This window comes from Paraglaciecola mesophila KMM 241 (genome assembly GCF_000315015.1).
Taxonomy (GTDB): Bacteria; Pseudomonadota; Gammaproteobacteria; order Enterobacterales; family Alteromonadaceae; genus Paraglaciecola; species Paraglaciecola mesophila.
The window spans coordinates 103,339-120,520 of record NZ_BAEP01000023.1; the positions used below are offsets into that span (position 1 = coordinate 103,339).

The following is a 17,182-nucleotide window of genomic DNA, read 5'->3' on the forward strand; positions in this document are numbered from 1 at the left end:
GACTGATTATTATGACATACTTGTCTTTAGATAAAATCCGAGAAGCAAGAACCTATGTTGAACAAAATATAAAAAAGCCCGATACATTCATGGGATTAGTGTTGCTTTTGATATGTGTTGTAGAAAGAAAGAGAAATGGTTCTTATCTAAAGTCAGATATGAAGCGGTTTTCAGAGTTTGCAGATGATGCTTTCTATCTATCTGATGCACAGTCGTCATACTCAGATAAGTACTGGTTTGCACTGCTCACAAATGATTGGGTCGATCAAGTGAAAGATTACTTTCTCAGAGGAAATAAAGTTTCTGCAAATAAAGTTATGCAGTCACTTTTTTGGCTAGATAGCTTTGCCGAACTTAAATCAAAATCCAGTTTAATTCCAAGCGATATTTTCGAATCATTATTCATAGCGGATCTTGATGAATCAGATTTTAATCAAACCAGTCACGTAACAAAAGCTGATTTGTTATTAAGTTATGGCGGGACTCAAGAAGCATTAACCATCAAGTTTGATGGCTCTTTTGTAAAGAAAAAAGCGGGAGATTTGAGTGGTGCACCTTTTGGGCAGACACTGTATGCAGCTACGGAAATAAAAAAGATAATATCAATTTATGATTTTGACTTTATACAAAAATTTGACTTGTCTTTTACGGATGGAAGTCCAAAACTTAATGTTGATTTGGTTGTTAAATCGATTAAAGACAAATTTAAGTCATGGATGCTGAGTAAAGGCTTGTCTGAAAAAACGGCATCATCTTATTCAGGAGCAGGAATCGCGTATTGTGACAGGTTCATAAGTAATATCACCGCCAATGTACTTAGCTTTTATCAATTAGACTCTGAACAAATATTAAAGGCGTTAAGGGAACTTGAGCAAGTAGCTGAATGGTTGCAAGCCGATAAAAGTGGTAATTCTATGTATAGTTCAGCTTGCAAAAAATTAGCTGAGTTCTTGGCTGAAGAGCATTCCAGTTCATATACGATTTTATCCAAACCCTTCCTCCTTCTCGCTGGCATCTCTGGTACAGGTAAAACTCGTTTTGTGCGTGAACAAGCAAAAACTTCTGGCCAGTTTACTGAAACTTATTGTTTAACCTCGGTACGGCCCGACTGGCATGAGCCAAGCGATTTGCTTGGTTATATTTCTCGCCTTGGAAAAGACGGGAAAGCTGAATATATCACCACCGAAGTTTTGCAGTTTATTGCTAAAGCTTGGCGCGCCATTGCTGATTGCGGTCTAAACGTTGAGGTTCAAGATAGCGAAGATCAAGGCGAGCGATTAGTAGTAACAGGCGAGCGGGATGCGCTAGATAAGGTATTGCCTTACTGGCTGTGTTTGGATGAAATGAATCTAGCCCCCGTAGAGCAGTATTTTGCCGATTATTTATCGGTGCTAGAAACTCGCGAATGGGATTGGACGGGTGACAGCTTTACCTACAGCAGTGATGCCTTATTAAAACCCACCGCCATTAAAGAAGTCGCTGATAAAGAAAAGCTACGCGAAGCGCTAGGCTTTGATGGTGCGCAATTCGATGAGCTGTGGACACGTATTTGCCAATATGGCTTAGGCATTCCGTTTAACTTACTGGTCGCCGGCACGGTGAATATGGATGAAACCACCCATGGCTTTTCACGAAAAGTGATTGACCGTGCAATAAGCTTTGATTTTGGCGCGTTTTTCCCTAACGACTATCACGACTTTTTCACCCCTACCTGCTGTAATAAGCGTCTTAGCTATCCTATTTGGTCAAACGCCTGTAAAGCGGATTTGGCCAATACCTTTGATGCAGATGGCGCTAAAACTCTAGCGTTTTTATCGGCCGTTAATGCGGTGCTAAAAAGCACACCGTTTGAATTGGCCTTTCGCGCGCTTAATGAATTATTGCTTGCTGTTACCAGCAGCCAGCCACAAGACGACCTGACTTTAAAAGCCGTATGGGACGACTTTATGATGTGTAAGGTTTTGCCACGTATTGAAGGCGATACCGACAAACTGACTACATCAAATCGCAAGAATTTGCTGGAAGAACTTAGCGCTGTGCTGGCAGACCAGTTAGCGCCCATTTGGTTGGCGCCTGAAGTAGGCGAAGCAAATCAACGTCCGGACTTATATCGCGAGAAAATCGTGGCTGATGGTGCTACGGATGAGCAAAAAGTACTGCATATACCTTGCCGTTCAAAAGCTAAGTTGCAATGGATGAGCGATCGATTAGCCAGCGCCACCTTCACTAGTTTCTGGCCTTAATGGGTTGGTTTTGTTTGATGCTTTTTGCAATGAATGCAACCCATAAGCAGAACCCGTACAGCGATGGTGTAAGGAGTGGTAGGGAATGCCAGAGTTAATACGATTACACACCCCCGACTTTGAGTTTTTGGTTTGGGCGAATGATATTAGCCAGCGGTTGAGCGTGTACCAGAATACAATGGCGCACAGAGCGAGCGCTAATCATGCACAACCTAGCTACGAATTGCGCTTTGCGCCTGCGGCTGAACTGAATAACACTATTGAACCGCCAGGGCTTGTTGCAGGTGGTTTATTAAAAAGCGGGTTAGATGAAAGTGACTTAGCCGAAAACGACCTTGTTACCAATGGCTTAGCGAAACACGCTGAGCTGACATTAAATTCCCCGCTGTTTTTTGAGAATACTCAGTACCAGTTTGAGTGGGTCTTTTTTAGTGAAGTAACGAATGCGCGGTTAACCCATCGCAGCCAAAGCGTGAATAAGGCATTTCGTTTTTCCCCCGAAACAAAAACCGCAAGGGGCGTGGTGCCTGCACGTTTAACCGGCACCATCAATACCGGCAATAATGTGGGTTGGTTGCGCTTGCCACTTACCTTTGAGCTGAATGGCAAAACACAGACTCAACATATTGCGTTTGAAGTACTGCCAACCAAAATGGCACTGCACCAAGACTTGCCTGCTATGTACCAAGCCATCGACAAAGTTTATCCACTTTGGCGCTTTAGTTTGGTAGAAAAAACTGAACAAGACGCAGCAACCAGCCAGCATCATGGGCATTTTCCTCTCATGTGGTTGGCTAATTTTGCCGCGTTACGGGAGCGTTTTGAACAAGGCTTAAAAGTGATTTGTGCCGTACCGCATAGCCGTTTGCAACCCACAGTGGCTAATATTAAAGCCGCCAAATTAAAAGGCCGTTTGCCGCATAAATTAGCCGAGCAAGTAAAGCAAGACTTTGCAAATGGCCAGTACGATAAACGCTACGCAGTCGAAAAAAAGCAACTGAGTGTCGATACCCCTGAGAACCGCTTTATCAAAATGGCGGTGAGTAAAAGCAAGCGGCAATTAGCGGAATTTGAACAAAAGCTTAGGCAAAGTAACCAAGCGCCAGAGCGGCAACGGTTGTCGGATTCATTTTTAAATGAGCTACATAGTTGGCAGCAGCCACTGCAAAAAGTGTTAGGTCAAAGTTTTTTAAAAGAGGTGGGTGCATACACAGGGTTAAACCGTGAGTCGTTAGTGCTACAGCAAAAAAACGGTTACAGCGCGGTGTATCGTATTTGGCAGGAGCTGAAATTTTATTTAGATGTGTTTGGCAATCAGTCGAGCATTTCAATGAAGTCAGTGGCTGAGATATATGAAGTGTGGTGCTTTTTGTGTCTGAAACAGATTTTAGAGCACGATCTCGGTTTTGAATTGGTGGAAAACAGTGCGACGAAGCTCACTCAAAATAACTTTTTTGAGTACCAACTTAAAGATGGTTTTGCCGGTGCCTTTCGTTTTGAACGCAGCGATGGTGTGACCGCTAGGCTGGCACACGAGCCGATATTTACCAAAAAAGGAAAATCAATCCGCTCCTACTTGGTTAGCCAAGAGCCAGATATTGTGTTGGAAGTGACACTGCCTAAAAGCGCCCATTTAACAAAAGCAGGCTCATCAGAAGATAAGCAGTTTATTTGGTTATTTGATGCCAAGTACCGTATCAAAACCGAAAAAAGTCGCTTTGATGATAGCAATGAAGACGTCGAAAGTACTGATTATGTACCAGACGATGCCATTAACCAAATGCACCGTTATCGGGATGCTTTGATTCGCCTATCAGAGCCGCGCTTGTCTGAGTCTTCATTCGGTTCAATCGTAGGGCAACCAGCTAAAAAAAGCCGCCCGGTTTTTGGTGCGTTTGCTTTATATCCGGGCTTTTTTGATCAAGCCACAACACCCAACCCCTACGCAGCCGCGATAGAGGAAGTGGGTATTGGCGCATTTGCCCTCTTACCTAGCCAAAGTGAGTCTAGTCAAACTGATCTTACCCAGATTAAGAGCAGTTATTCCGGTCACCAGTGGTTGCTAGAGTTTTTGCAAGCGCAAATTGGCACAGCGCCGAATGCAAAAACAGGGCAAGGCAATAAGGTGATGTATCCTGTGGGCGGTATGGCGGACAGGCTCTACGTACAAGAAGCTGCACGCATACCGTATTATGGCATGCGCCAAGTGCTGTACCCTGATTTGACTATGACAGTGGCATTGGGTGGACAACGTGGCCGTGACACTGGCTACTTAGAAAAATTTGAGCAAGGCACAGCGCAGTGGTATCACCTGCCGCAAAGTACGTTTTTGCAGAAATTTAAGCAGCATATTGCCGAAGAAATTCGCTATTTAGCGTTGGCGTCTACCTCTGACACCCAAAGTTCAACCAAGCAAATTGACAAACTTTGGCCTGTTAAACGAGTCACATTGTTACCACGGTACGCCATTACCGAAGATCAGGCGGGTAAGAAATCAGGCTCTGCTGATTTGTATTATTTATTTGAGCTAGGCAAACCTCTCTCACTGCAAACGCCAGTGACCAATGTGCCACATCGTCCAATGAAAAACTCGATGAAACTCACAACCTTAACTCGCCTAGAGAGAGTAACTAAGTTTACCGAGGTCCAAAGAGTATATGAAAAGGCACTGGTGTAATAGTTTTACAAATTATAAGCACACCTATGTAACTAGAAATTTTTTTTGAAAATATACCAATCATGTTTTCCGGACACTTAATTTACCGTATTTAGCATTGATGCTGTCCTTAAAGCTGACATAATCGACTTTCTCAAGGTTGTTTACAGGATGTATTTGAGTGAAATTGTTAATGTCGGTTTTGATCGTATTTGTTGTAACCAGCGCAAATGTGAGTGCAAAGTGCGACTCCGAAAAGGAGAGAGCAGATTTCTGGAATAAGAAGCTCAAAGAAAAAGTGACGGAGAGAAGAAGAGAACGACATCGCGAGGCTAAAAACGAATTTTTAGCTTGCTTACGAGATGATAAGAACGACCAACAATCAAACAGTAATGCTAACTCGATTTACTTTAGTGATAGCAGACAATTGTCAATTTACCGCTCGTCTAGCAGCTATCAGCAAAAACGTTATCCACAAACTATGAATGTTCAGATCTCAAATTACGCTAATTTCAATGGGAAGAAAAAATTAGCATGGCAGCGCTATTTTAAAGAGTCTCCCCAGTGTTTATACAACAGCGGAAACATGAAAGTCTTTGTGGCATGTTCAAAAATTCGCAAGCGAGAGCTAAAGGCATTCAACGCTAGATGGAATGATAAGACCGGCAAGTTGAACCTAGTCGATTAAAATCGTTTATCAAGACACCCATGATTGAAAATGGCGCTCGGGTTTTATCACCCCCAAAGGCGCTGGCATAAAATAATGCCTGCGACTAATGCGATAGCCGTGGAGCCTGGGGTGACTATCATTGATTGCCATTTTGGGTGGTTGCGCCAGTTAGCGAGCAGTAAAAACGCCACGAGGATGATGCCGAGTTGGGCTAGTTCAACGCCGATATTAAAACTGATTAGGGCTAACACTAAACCTTGTGATGGTAGGCCGAGTTGACTTAATGCTGAGGCGAACCCTAGCCCGTGAATTAAGCCGAAAGTAATAACGATGGCGAGGCGCCACCATGCACTAGGCCGCCAAAAAATGTTTTCAACTGCGACCCAAAGAATCGATAACGCGGTAATTGGTTCAATGATACTTGCTGGTATGGCGATCGCTCCAAACGCTGCTAGGCCAAGGGTGAGTGTGTGGGCAATGGTGAAGCCGGTAACCCAAATGAGTAGATAGCGTACTCGAGTGATCCCCAAAAACAAACCGAGCACGAAGAGGGCGTGGTCCCACCCTTGGGGAATAATATGAATGATGCCTTGCCACATGTAATGTAGCCATTCGCTGGTGGTATCGCTATGTAGGTCGCGGGCTTTTGGCTGCAATTTGTCAGGTTGTAATGCGAAGGATGGGCTTTGTTGATCGCGCACCAGCCAGCGGTTCAAGCTGCGGCCACTTGATGTTTGTTTAATACTGATTGCTATGGGCTCTTCAAAGCTGAAGTTACCCGTAAATTTGGCGCTTAGTTCTGCTGGTGAGTCTTCGCCTGTAGTGGGCAGGGTTGCAGTGAATAGAAAGCGTGTCATGGGCCAATTGAGATCTGACATAAATTCACTTTTTGATATATCACTCGGTAAATCGACTTGCGCCAGTTGCCAATTCAGTAGTTGTTCGTCAAGTGTGATGTTCGTCGCTGATATTAGCTTTTGTGCCAGCGCGTTTATATTTGGATCGCTAAGGGGAGCTTGAATACGAGATAGCTGATAGTAGCTTTCGCTGCTGCCGGTTTCTCGGGTGAGGTCGACTGATATGTCTAGCTCGGCGTGTTGCGCGTCAACTTGGTTGAGTGTGATGCGGGTCATGTTGAGTAAATGCGCCTGTGCTTGGGGCGCAAAAACGAATATGACCAAATATAATGTAGCGAGCCATTTTGTGGCACGCCCCATGTGTTTGTTTAGTTGCATGCTTTGCAAATGCTGCTTGCTTACCAGATTACTGGGTGTGTTTCGCCAGTAGTGACGTTCACTAAGCCGCCTGGGTTACCTTTGTAAGGGGCGACGAGTTGCCATTTCCACGGTGCGGCGGTTAAAAAGGCAAAGCGCATACGCTCGGGCAGGCCGGGCATGCCAATCCACTCCATGTTGTCGGCTTGCTGTTGCAGGTGTTCCATTTCAGCGGCGACCTCGGTAACCGGCCTTGAGGTCATTAGACCGGCGATGTCTAGTTTCACCGTCGCAACGACTTTACCTTCTTTTACTAATGCCCAACCCCCGCCAAGCTCGGCGACTGTGTTTGCGGCTAACGCCATGGCGGCGTCGTCATTGCCAACACTCCATATGTTGTGCAAATCATGGGATTGTGAGCTGGCGAGGGCTGAGTTAGCGGTTTTGGGCCCAGCGTTTTGCCAAATCATTTTGGATACCGCCGCCGTGCCATGGTAGCGGTCTACTACGGCTACTTTTATTAAGTTATTGGCGGTATCTGCGTCGACTGTTCCTTGCGCCGAAACGGGCAGGCTTTTGGTGATGAAATCAGGTTTGAACCAGAAGGGCTGTAAAACCGCTGCTTGAACAGTTTTTTGGCCTTCGGGGGCATGAATGGCAAAGTCTTCTGCGCTGAGCGAGCGGCCAACATTCATGGTTTCGGTTAGCCATTGTGGGTATTCAATATCAGCAATGGGTAATTGGTATTTATCTTTGATGCCAGCTAGTAAACCGTTGGCATATACGCGCTCTATTGCCACGGTTTCTGGGTTGCTAAGTAACACAATATCGGCGTAACGACCTGGGGCGATTGAGCCCACTAAGTGGTCAATATTAAAGTGGCGAGCGGTGTTGTAGCTGCCAAGTTGATAAGCGATTTCGGTGGGTACGCCGCGCTGGATCACGTTTCGAATGTTGTAATCCATGGAGCCGAGTTGCAGGGTGGCGAACACGTCTCTATCGTCGGTGGTGACTGAGACGTTACTCCAATCTTGTAAATTCATTTCAAGCAGCTTAGGGATTAAGGTATCGAATGCTGCGTGTTTCACTTCTAAAAATATACCCCGGCGAAGCTTTTCAATGCCTTCTTCTGCGAGTCTGACTTCATGATCAGACGCTAAGCCTGCTGCGGCGAAGGCGCTGATATCGGTTTGCGAGGTTAGGTTCATACCGTGGCCTTCTACTACGCCGCGGTTGTCGTAGGTGGCTTGGATCATCTCCCAAATGCGTTGATGGCCACCGTTATCGGCATTGATAATAGCTGACCAATCCATGACTTCGCCTAACGCGACTACGCGTAGGTCTTGCTGCATAAAGTCGCTCATTTCTTGATAACCGTAATAGCCGCCGCCTGATTCATACACGGTAGGCGGTGTGGCTGAGCCAATAGCCGGGAATATTTTCAGTGGGCTGCCAGCGTGTTCGGCGGCTAGCCAAAAATCGACGTTGCGGGTGCCGATTACATTCGAGACCTCATGTGAGCCTTCAACCGTCCAAGTATTCCCTTGGGGAATTACCAAAGCCGCTTCGTATTCTGGGGTTAAGTATGAGCTTTCAATGTGTTTGTGCGACTCGCCAAAGCCAGGTACGGCCCATAGTCCGTTGGCATCAAATTGCTCTGTTGCTTGGCCTTGCCAAGTACCGCTATCACCGACCCAAGCGATGCGCCCTTTGGCGATAACAATGTCTTGCTTTGGCAGCCACTCTTGAGTGAACACGTTGAGCATAGTTGTATTGGTGATGATTAAATCTGCTGGCTCGCGGCCCAGCGCAACTTGGGTTAGAAACTGACGGGTTTTAATTTCCGGGCTGAATGCGACATCGGCTTCGGTTTTATCTTCTACTTCGCTAGCTGTTTTATCGTTCGATGTTGAAGGAGTACAAGCGGTAAACAACAAACTGCTTAAGCCGAAAAGGCTCGCGGTTAAAACCAAACGAAGAGTAGGGGTCACGGTTATCTCCTGAAATAAAACGCACTAACAACGGACTGAAGTGACGAATATGCATCATAAATGCCAGAAGTTGACCATTTGGACAGGTTCCCAAAGGACGAGGAACGTAGCGGGGATTACAGTGGAATATGGCTGATTAAACAGTTAACTCCACCTGACGTGTTCGGTTGGTTTGGGGAAATTGCACTAAATTAAGGCGGGGGATGACGCTTTATCGAACAGGGTGCTTTTAGGAATTAAAAAGAGAAATTGCAAAGACACCCATGATAAGGATGCAGCACTTTTGATTAAGATTTTGCCCTCAGCTGATAGTTTTTCGCACACTCGATGCACTGGTAATTCTTATAATTAACCCTGTATCAGTTACACTTCAACCTCAAGAAGACCTTTTAATAGGCTATATATCAATGAGTTAGACTGGGCATTAAGCTTGCAAACGCTACTGCTTTCATACTCATAAATTTATCAAGGGAAAGTAACAATGATCGACCTTACCTATTCGGCTTATACGGCGTTTTACTTATATTTAGTCATGCTACTAGTGCAGTGGGCGGTCGCGACGTTTAGTAAGGCTAAGCAGCCAAATGCGATCCCTGGGAAGATAGATGAAAACTTATCTCACGACAGTTTTGTGTTCAGAGCGCATCGTACTTTCCAAAATACCCTAGAGAACAGTGCTCTGTTCGTTGGTACGGTACTTTTCGCGTTTCTTCTTAATGTTCAAAGTCCAGTATTTGCTATTTGTGTGTGGGTTTATCTAGCCGCAAGAGTAGTGCATATGGTGTTGTACTATATAATTTCGACGGAAAAGAACCCCAGCCCACGTACCTACTTCTTTTTGATTGGTCTGTTGGCGAATGTGGTTATGTTAGTGATGCTGGGACTAAGGCTAATCTAGCGACAGCTCGTATTCGTGGCTCGTTAGCATGACACCCATGCTAACGCCATAACAACGAGGGCCTTCGGCTACTGCGCCGTGTTCGAGCGACTTGCGTGCCTCGTCTGTGTTGCTCGAGCTACATGCCTCTTTAGCCACATACCTAGTGATTGATTTACATACTTAATCTTAAGGCTGATATCGTTGATATTAGCCCGCTGTGTTTGGCATACTTCTAGCCATTTATTCTTCCCTAAAATGCCATAGACCCATCATCAGCTATTTAACACTTTGATTTGCAATAGGTTTTTAAGTGTTATAGTTTATTCGCAAATATCGATAAAAATGGAATTTTTGGTGATTTCGCGTCAATTCTCTCTGCTGTTTGTACTGGGTCTGTGTTCGGTTTTATTTGTGTCTGGTTGTGCTGTTGATAAACGGCCTGAGGCGTATTCGAATGCGATAGTGGTGAGCAGTGCCTTTCCTGCCCATGGTAGTTCACAACCTCAATATGCTGCTGTTCAGTCGGCGTTACTCAACCGAAATTTGCTCATTGCCGATAACGGCGATGTGTTACCTGTGATGAAGAGCATGTGCGAGACTGACATGCTGTATCGCGTTACGAGTACCAACTTGCCGAGTTATGTTGGCCGGCATCAAGATTTGTTCGCGGGCTTCTATCTTGATGTGGCATTCGTGAATGGCAGTTGGAAGGTGGTCAGCACTGATAACAACTTTGCCCAGGTTAATAGCGAGTTTGAGCTCAGTTTGTTAGCCAGCGTGTTAATACCACGGGTAACAACGAGTGATGTATTTATTGTTCGCCCCCAACCGAACATCAGCGCTAAGGCATTAAAGGATTTGCTGGCCTCGGTGCAAAGCCTATTGCCGGTAAAACGCACGCGATTTGTGGTCGAAAACAAATTAGCTAAGCAAGTGGAGCAAGCTGGGTTTAGGGCCGTGCTTGAGCACGCGGCGGCTAAATACTGGTACTTAGGGGATACTCTTAGCACCAGTGCGGCGCAAGATCGTACTTTTTTTGCTATCAACAGTAGCGCCAATGCTGAGTTAGTGGCATTTGCCACACGTAGCCAGCCCCTTATGGCGTGCATGCAAGCGCATAACTTTGTGCAGCCCCCAAATAAAAAATTCAATATAAAATCAAAGGCTACAGACTTGCCCAGCGTAGTGAGCATGTTACCTAGCAATGCAGATTTTAATCAATTAAGCGAGCAACAAAAGCTGTTTAGTTCGGGCAAGTACCTCACTATTAACGGTGATGTGCTCAAGTATTCTACATATCAAAAATTGCAGGCGGGTAGTCGCTGCAGCCGCCTCAGCCCGAGTGATCCTTTGTACAAGTATTGTGAAGACAGAAAGCAAGACGTTAGTGCAGATTTTAAACGCCGAAAAGCCACTATGAGAAAGCAGGATTAGTCATGTTACATAAGCTCTCTGGCCAGGCAAAAATATTGGTGTTACTTGGGTTATTCGTGGTGTACGTATGCCTTGAATTGTCACTCAATTTGCTGTTAATCGATATGTACGCCAAACCACTACAGGATGTCTTTGGTGAGTACCAACTGACCGCTGAGCGTTTGGAATTATTTGGCCGCACGCTATCAGGCTTTGGTTTGGCGCTGGGTATTATCTCGTTTGTACCCGGGCATTTGTTCAATTTTTTAGGTGGGGCTAATCGCGCCACGCTTCTCAGCGACGAACGTGTTATTAGCAAACAAGGTAAATGGCTGTTTAGGCCGATTGCCTTTGTTTTGTTGTGGGCGTTGATCATTCCGTTTTTACGCATTGCGATTGATGCCACCGTGGATGGCACCTCAAACGAGAAGAAGCTCAGTGCCGTGCGGGCGATTGTGTACAAAGAGGCGTATTTGGCAGAGTCGGTAACGATTGAAGGCTTCCCTGAATTTGATGAAATAGTCAGTGACCCACAACGTAAAGATTTGGTGGTGGCACTTATTCCGTCTTTGGCGTTTTTCTCAGGTGGGTTTAATCATTTGATTGAATCTAACCTTCAAAACATGGCGGACGTGTTTTTACAAAATCGCCAAGAAGAGGCTTTCAGCAAAGAAGCATTACCGCGTATTCGTGAGTTTGATGGTGCGTATAAATCCGAGTGGGCCAAATATAGAAAGGCCACACAGGAGTATGCCCAAGCAAGTCGACGCGAGAACAACTACGCCTTGATTGAGCAAGAACGTACCGAGCTATTAAATCAAGCCAATGGGCGGATCAATCAGCGCTGGCGCACCTTTTCAGATGAATTATTGAAAGCGGATGACTTTCGTAAAGACTACGCCGAGAACGAGACTATTGTGGGCGTATATCGGGACTTGCGCGATAAGTACCAAAGCTCCAAGTGTGACCGAGAGTGCCGCCAGTTTTATAAAGCTGAGTTTGCTAAGTATCTGACTAACTTGACGTTTGAGTCTGGTGAGCGGTTCGGGGTTTACCTTACTGCAGATGACGCGAATTTAACCAAATTGCTCAAATCTAAATATCAGTTGATGGGAATGTTCACCCGAGGTCGCCGGGCATATTTGTACCGTGCGTATGGGATTTCTGAGGAAATGGAGTACGAGCAATACACCCAATCACAGATGGCGACAAATTTAGCGATTGCCCTATTCAAAGAAAATGACGTGCATGTACCCAAAAACTGGAGCATGCAAGACATGCGTGCGCTTCGCCAAGGTATCACTCAAAAGTATCAGGGCCGAGCGCAAGCTCTGTGGGAAAAATATCAGAACAGTTCAAAGTTTGGTGGCGTACCCATGAAAGATCTCGATAGAGTCGACTTTGCCCGTTTGCACGAAATAGAAGTGATGGCCCAAATCATACTTGGCCCGTATTACATGGAAAGCTTTACCCCGAGTATCGCCGAGAGCCGCTACAAAAAGATGTGGTTGGATAGCCAAGACAATATTTCGTTTATTCAGATGGTGACATCGACCGCTGCTACGGCGGCGTTCTCACCCGGTGGCAGTATGTTTCAGCTGGGTAAAGACGCAGTAAAATTAGCGGTGATCCCGCCGGTGAGCATAGCGGCAAGTTTGCTAGCGATTTTTTTGTTGTTTATCAAGCTCGGCCTTTATTTGTGGGCGCGCAGTAAGGTGTATTTCATGCTAGCCATGGGGCTAGGCGTATTTGCATTTGGCATGCCTGTAGGTAAGTCGGTGATGGGCGAGAACTCGTATCACGGCATGATGGTCGCGTTTGCTGAAGAATTCAGCGACGTAGATACCTTTGATAAAACCTTCACCGTTGGCTTTGGCTATGTACTTGATTTAGAGAATGGCATTTTCAAAACCTATCGGGGTTTAGATGTGGTTAATGCGGTAGCGAGCGTGGTGTATCAAAAACTGCCACGTGATGAAAGTGGTCAACCGATTGCGCTACCTGAGCCAAGCGATTTCTCGCTGCGCGCTTACGACAATTTTGCCTATTCGATTTTAGATTTCACCCCTGACATGTTGGGCTTAGGTGAGGTGACTTCGCCGTTTAACAGTAATATCACCGTTTTAAAGCAAGACATGAACGTGGGAGCCTATTTAGGTGTGCGTTTAGAAGACAAAAAGGTGGCAGAAGTACGCATGCCTAACTTTATGCAAGGCACCGATATCGGCCTGCTGGCAGAGCAGCGTTTGTTCTATCAACCCGATTGGCAGGCCTTAGCGCTGGAATATATTTCAAACGTGGACGACCCATCATATTGGTTGCAGTTGGCCCAAGGTGATGTAGCGAAAGAAACCTTAATGCAGCGCTTAGAACGCAACATGGCTACGTACCTAAACAACACGCCAAGTACTTTGGCATTGCTTAATAGCTTAAACGAGAAGGGCCAGAGCAATTTAATTTTGCTAGAGCTTGAGCGCAGCAAGAAATACCGCTGCTTTGTGCTGGGCACTGTGACCGCACAAATGATCAGCGAATCAATTGAAAGCAATCATATTGCCTATGAAGAATTACCGAATTGTAAGGCCAGAATATGAAAAATAAGCTAGTGGATTTCGTAAAAGAATGGATAGCAGACAACCTGATACTGCTGGTGTTGATGGTAGCCATGTTTGCAGGCATGCAATATTTGTATTACCAAGAAAGCCAAGCCCTCGGCAAAGCCGCACAGCAGGTTGAAGTACTTAAATTGAAAATATCATTGACGATGGAACAACAAAAATGACCGAGCAAACCAAAGCCCCCTTTATCTCATTCAAGTTCGACCTAATGACGTTCATCGCTTTATGCGGCGCTATGTACTTAGCGTACACGGCGCATAGTGCGAACATGGAAAATACCGCGAAACTCAGCTCATTATTAAGTAAGTACGAGCAAACACTTGATGCCGCCATCGCCGGTGACGAAGTCACGCTCAAGCGCTATCGCAGCAACATAAAAAAGACATTGGATTCACTGTCACCCAAAGAGCGCGAACTGATGCTGGCGCTGTTAAAGGTAGATGCGCAAAGTAAAGGCTAGCTAAATTAACCAAGTAGCTACAGGCCTTAAACGGCAGCCATAAAAATACCCCAGCATCAAGAATGCTGGGGTATTTGCTTTATTGCTAACTTAAAACATCAGGGATGATGTTTTACGCGGTACTTTTCTGAAGAGCACGCATCTGATCATGGTTACGCTTCATATCAGTTAACACTTTGTTTAGGGCCATGGTGCACGCCGCAGGTTGGTCTTCTTTAAGCGCGTCACGCAATTCGGCAAGTATCTTATCTTCCACTTCTTCTAGTTGACTCACGAACGTGTGGTCACTGTTAGAGGTGAGTGAGCTGATTACCTTGGTGTACATATTTCTGATATCTACAGCGACCGCACTGTCGTCTTCGTGTTCACCTTTTTCAGCGACGGCGAAGGGTTGCAAGGTCGTAATAGCGGCTTGCTTGTCATTAATCATTTGCTGGAACACAGTTTTGATACTCTGGGATTCCACTTTCTCTGTAGCGTCTGAATAGAACTCAATACCGCCGTTTAATACTTTGATGATAGAAGAAACTTTTTCAACATGATTTGGATTAGACATAGAATGCTCCTTTGTGAATTAACGTTCTGTGACTACAAAATTAGCTCTGCGTCACTTTGTTACTCTCTTTATTTATATTGCAACCCTCGTACCACCTCGCTGTACTTTTTGGGTTAAGGTTGAAATAAAATTAATTAATATATTATTGTTTGAAATCAATTATTTATGTCTGTTTCGTGACGAGGTTTTGTTTGGTGGTACGCGAGGTTTGATACGATTTTTTGGTATTATTTTTATACTAAGTAAAGATTGCATTTAGCGTTGAATAAAGTACTCGCGTGTTTGCGTTATACCTACTCTAGCCAATCATTAAGCGCATAAGTTTTACCTACTTGAGTTTTATCGGACGTTAGGCGGGCTGAGGTCTATGGAATGGGTTTTATAGCCCTGAAATGAAAAAGGCACGTTGGGCGAAATCCCAATGTGCCTTTGGTTGATAGCGAGCCTTTAGTTGTATAGGCTAGCGCTTAATTTTGTGCGCTTTGCCCATCATTATCACTTGGAGCATCGGCTTTAGTCGAATCGTGTTTATCAAAACTCTGTTGCTTTGAATTTGCTTGTGCGCCTTCGCCATTTTCATTGCCTTCTTTAGCGGCGTTACCCTTGGTCATATTCTGTTGGCTTGCCAACATCGAATCGAGTTTTTCACCACCTTTTGCACCAAAATCCAAGGTACGAATAGGGAAGGGAATGAGGAAGTCGGCTTCTTCTAAGGTTTTTTTGATCAAAATTACCGCCTCGTGGCGTGCCACCATAAAACCGGTATCGCCTGGGTAGTCTATCCAAAACCATACCAGCATATTAATGCTGCTATCGCCAAAGCTCTCTACGTAAACCGCGGTTTCTTCTTTTTTGATGACGAAGTCACATTCGTTTATTTTATCTGTGAGCAATTTTGCCGCCGCCGCTGGGTCGTCGCCATAAGAAATGCCCACCGGGATTTCTAGCCTGCGAACACCAAGCGTGGAGTAATTAGTGAGTATGTTGCGAAACAATATTTTATTAGGAATAACTTCGATTTGGCCGAAAAAGGTTTCGACTATCGTGTTGCGCAAATTGATGGCACGTACGTTGCCAAACACGCCCTCTGCTTGTACTACATCGCCTAATTCAAATGGTTTTCTAATTCCCATTGCAATACCTGCGATCAGGTTTTCTGTCATGTCTTGGAATGCAAAGCCGATCGCCAAGCCTACAATACCCGCACCCGCTAGAAGTGAGGTCACTGTGCCAGAAAGACCTAAAAACTCAAGGGCGATAAATAAGCCCGTACACATCACAATTGCTTTAAATATGGAAGCGAGCAGGTCGGCAATTTGTCGCGATTCTAAGGCTCGATGTAAACCTTTTCTAAGCATTTTACTCAGCACTCTGGCCAGTATTGAGAACACGATTGTGATCACAATGGCGACCACGAAATTAGGCAGGTGAGCGATTGTTTGTTCTAACCAGCTTTGAAGCTTGTCATTTATCAAAGAAGAAAATTCGCCTAGCGCTTTGAATTCCATGAGTTGATCCTAGAGTGGGTTAAAAGAAAAAAGCGAGTACCATAAGGTACTCGCAAAGGGAACGCACTGTGGATGTAGGACAGTGCAGCAGCAGTAATTCTAATGAGCCGGTCGTAGGTTTTGGGCTAACTTCTGGGCGTCAAATACGGTCAATGGTGTTTTTGGCTCGCCCTTACCCATAGTGATGAGCAGCGACGACATAATGTTTTCTTTCACTTGTTTGGTGGTAACTTCGCCGCCGGCATAATTTGGTGAAGACGGTGTGGCGCAGCCTAGTAAACCGCAGGTGGTTTCACCTTGCATGGGCTTCGTTGTGCTTGGGCCTACACGTGTTACGTCTTTGGTCTCAATGTCGGTGTCACTGTCTACGATAGTGAACCAGTTGTATCCATTTGCGCTGGTTAGTTCAGCGGCGTGAAGTAGGGCGAAATTGGTGGCTTCTTCTTCATCGGTGTTTTTGTTGCCTTTAAATACCACGCGATATTGATTTTCACTCAGTTGAAAATGGCTGTAGCCTTCGTCTCCGTTTTGCATAGCTGCCTGATATTGAGTCGGGGTGACTGAACTGCAGCCAAATAAGCACAGGCAAATCATGCACAAGGTTAGGGTTGGCTTTAGTAAAATGTAATCAGGCAGTATATTCATAAGGCATACTCTTTAAGGTCTTGGCTGATGATGCGTCAGCGTTCTTAATGTTATATGTATTGCTTAATTCAATACTGATGCCAATGTTGCAGCCCTTTAAAAATAAGGGGTGTAGGCTATAGTAATATTAGTGGGTAGCAACATTTACTGGTTGAAGCGTAAAAAGTGCTCACCCTGGGGTGTGCTTTTAACGAGTGGTTGGATGGGCAATAACGAAACAGGGAAAGCATTGGCTTTCCCTGTTAACTTCCGGGTGTTGGAGTTCGCGACTGGATTACCGCGAAGGTGCTGTGCTTACGTTTCGCGTAGCGCGTTGTTAGCGCTCTAG

General features: G+C 45.2%; 13 protein-coding genes. 8 read left to right on the top strand and 5 right to left on the bottom strand.

The features are described 5' to 3' along the window. The first annotated feature begins 11 nt into the window (after nucleotides 1-11). The 3 genes from GMES_RS22785 (at nucleotide 12) to GMES_RS05445 (ending at nucleotide 5,587) form a co-directional block, all read left to right on the top strand. Nucleotides 12-2,243: an McrB family protein gene (locus GMES_RS22785; RefSeq protein WP_006991588.1), complete on the top strand. Its 2,232-nt coding sequence runs from the start codon at nucleotides 12-14 to the stop codon at nucleotides 2,241-2,243. Between the two features lie 85 nt (nucleotides 2,244-2,328). Further along, a complete protein-coding gene (locus GMES_RS05440) occupies nucleotides 2,329-4,920 on the top strand; it encodes a restriction endonuclease-like protein (protein WP_006991589.1) in 2,592 nt (863 codons plus the stop codon). Nucleotides 4,921-5,080: 160 nt separating this feature from the next. Then, nucleotides 5,081-5,587: a hypothetical protein gene (locus tag GMES_RS05445; RefSeq protein ID WP_006991590.1), complete on the top strand. Its 507-nt coding sequence runs from the start codon at nucleotides 5,081-5,083 to the stop codon at nucleotides 5,585-5,587. Nucleotides 5,588-5,634: 47 nt separating this feature from the next. On the opposite strand, the gene GMES_RS22010 is transcribed toward GMES_RS05445, so the two are convergent. Both GMES_RS22010 and GMES_RS05455 read right to left on the bottom strand, forming a co-directional pair. Then, nucleotides 5,635-6,804, bottom strand: a complete 1,170-nt coding sequence (locus tag GMES_RS22010) for a HupE/UreJ family protein (RefSeq protein WP_006991591.1) — start codon at nucleotides 6,802-6,804, stop codon at nucleotides 5,635-5,637. 20 nt (nucleotides 6,805-6,824) lie between these two features. Further along, nucleotides 6,825-8,774 (bottom strand): adenine deaminase, encoded by a 1,950-nt coding sequence (locus GMES_RS05455; RefSeq protein ID WP_006991592.1) that lies wholly within the window; start codon nucleotides 8,772-8,774, stop codon nucleotides 6,825-6,827. Nucleotides 8,775-9,255: 481 nt separating this feature from the next. Here GMES_RS05455 and GMES_RS05460 point away from each other — a divergent pair, with 481 nt between their 5' ends. The 5 genes from GMES_RS05460 (at nucleotide 9,256) to GMES_RS05480 (ending at nucleotide 14,145) form a co-directional block, all read left to right on the top strand. Then, nucleotides 9,256-9,672, top strand: coding sequence for an MAPEG family protein (locus GMES_RS05460; RefSeq protein WP_006991594.1), 417 nt, complete (start codon nucleotides 9,256-9,258; stop codon nucleotides 9,670-9,672). A gap of 336 nt (nucleotides 9,673-10,008) precedes the next feature. Further along, a complete protein-coding gene (locus tag GMES_RS05465) occupies nucleotides 10,009-11,088 on the top strand; it encodes a hypothetical protein (RefSeq protein WP_226990253.1) in 1,080 nt (359 codons plus the stop codon). Between the two features lie 2 nt (nucleotides 11,089-11,090). After that, nucleotides 11,091-13,661 (top strand): hypothetical protein, encoded by a 2,571-nt coding sequence (locus GMES_RS05470; protein ID WP_006991596.1) that lies wholly within the window; start codon nucleotides 11,091-11,093, stop codon nucleotides 13,659-13,661. Further along, nucleotides 13,658-13,849, top strand: a complete 192-nt coding sequence (locus GMES_RS05475; protein WP_006991597.1) for a hypothetical protein — start codon at nucleotides 13,658-13,660, stop codon at nucleotides 13,847-13,849. Before GMES_RS05470 ends, GMES_RS05475 begins: the two co-directional genes overlap by 4 nt. Beyond that, the gene (locus GMES_RS05480) at nucleotides 13,846-14,145 is read left to right on the top strand and encodes a hypothetical protein (protein WP_006991598.1); all 300 of its coding nucleotides are present in this window, start codon (nucleotides 13,846-13,848) and stop codon (nucleotides 14,143-14,145) included. Before GMES_RS05475 ends, GMES_RS05480 begins: the two co-directional genes overlap by 4 nt. Nucleotides 14,146-14,257: 112 nt before the next feature. Here GMES_RS05480 and GMES_RS05485 read toward each other — a convergent pair whose 3' ends face one another. The 3 genes from GMES_RS05485 to GMES_RS05495 all read right to left on the bottom strand — a co-directional run bounded on the left by GMES_RS05485 (nucleotide 14,258) and on the right by GMES_RS05495 (nucleotide 16,854). After that, a complete protein-coding gene (locus tag GMES_RS05485; protein ID WP_006991599.1) occupies nucleotides 14,258-14,701 on the bottom strand; it encodes a PA2169 family four-helix-bundle protein in 444 nt (147 codons plus the stop codon). 467 nt (nucleotides 14,702-15,168) lie between these two features. Beyond that, complete coding sequence (locus GMES_RS05490; RefSeq protein WP_006991600.1) at nucleotides 15,169-16,209, bottom strand: mechanosensitive ion channel family protein; 1,041 nt, start codon at nucleotides 16,207-16,209, stop codon at nucleotides 15,169-15,171. 99 nt (nucleotides 16,210-16,308) lie between these two features. Then, nucleotides 16,309-16,854 (bottom strand): CC0125/CC1285 family lipoprotein, encoded by a 546-nt coding sequence (locus GMES_RS05495; RefSeq protein ID WP_006991601.1) that lies wholly within the window; start codon nucleotides 16,852-16,854, stop codon nucleotides 16,309-16,311. Between the last annotated feature and the right edge of the window lie 328 nt (nucleotides 16,855-17,182).

Coding starts and splice junctions, on each gene's coding strand:
- GMES_RS05480 (WP_006991598.1), top strand. CDS start 13,846: ATGACCGAGCAAACCAAAGCCCCCTTTATCTCATTCAAGTTCGACCTA.
- GMES_RS05485 (WP_006991599.1), bottom strand. CDS start 14,701: ATGTCTAATCCAAATCATGTTGAAAAAGTTTCTTCTATCATCAAAGTA.
- GMES_RS22785 (WP_006991588.1), top strand. CDS start 12: ATGACATACTTGTCTTTAGATAAAATCCGAGAAGCAAGAACCTATGTT.
- GMES_RS05475 (WP_006991597.1), top strand. CDS start 13,658: ATGAAAAATAAGCTAGTGGATTTCGTAAAAGAATGGATAGCAGACAAC.
- GMES_RS05470 (WP_006991596.1), top strand. CDS start 11,091: ATGTTACATAAGCTCTCTGGCCAGGCAAAAATATTGGTGTTACTTGGG.
- GMES_RS05460 (WP_006991594.1), top strand. CDS start 9,256: ATGATCGACCTTACCTATTCGGCTTATACGGCGTTTTACTTATATTTA.
- GMES_RS05490 (WP_006991600.1), bottom strand. CDS start 16,209: ATGGAATTCAAAGCGCTAGGCGAATTTTCTTCTTTGATAAATGACAAG.
- GMES_RS22010 (WP_006991591.1), bottom strand. CDS start 6,804: ATGCAACTAAACAAACACATGGGGCGTGCCACAAAATGGCTCGCTACA.
- GMES_RS05440 (WP_006991589.1), top strand. CDS start 2,329: ATGCCAGAGTTAATACGATTACACACCCCCGACTTTGAGTTTTTGGTT.
- GMES_RS05495 (WP_006991601.1), bottom strand. CDS start 16,854: ATGAATATACTGCCTGATTACATTTTACTAAAGCCAACCCTAACCTTG.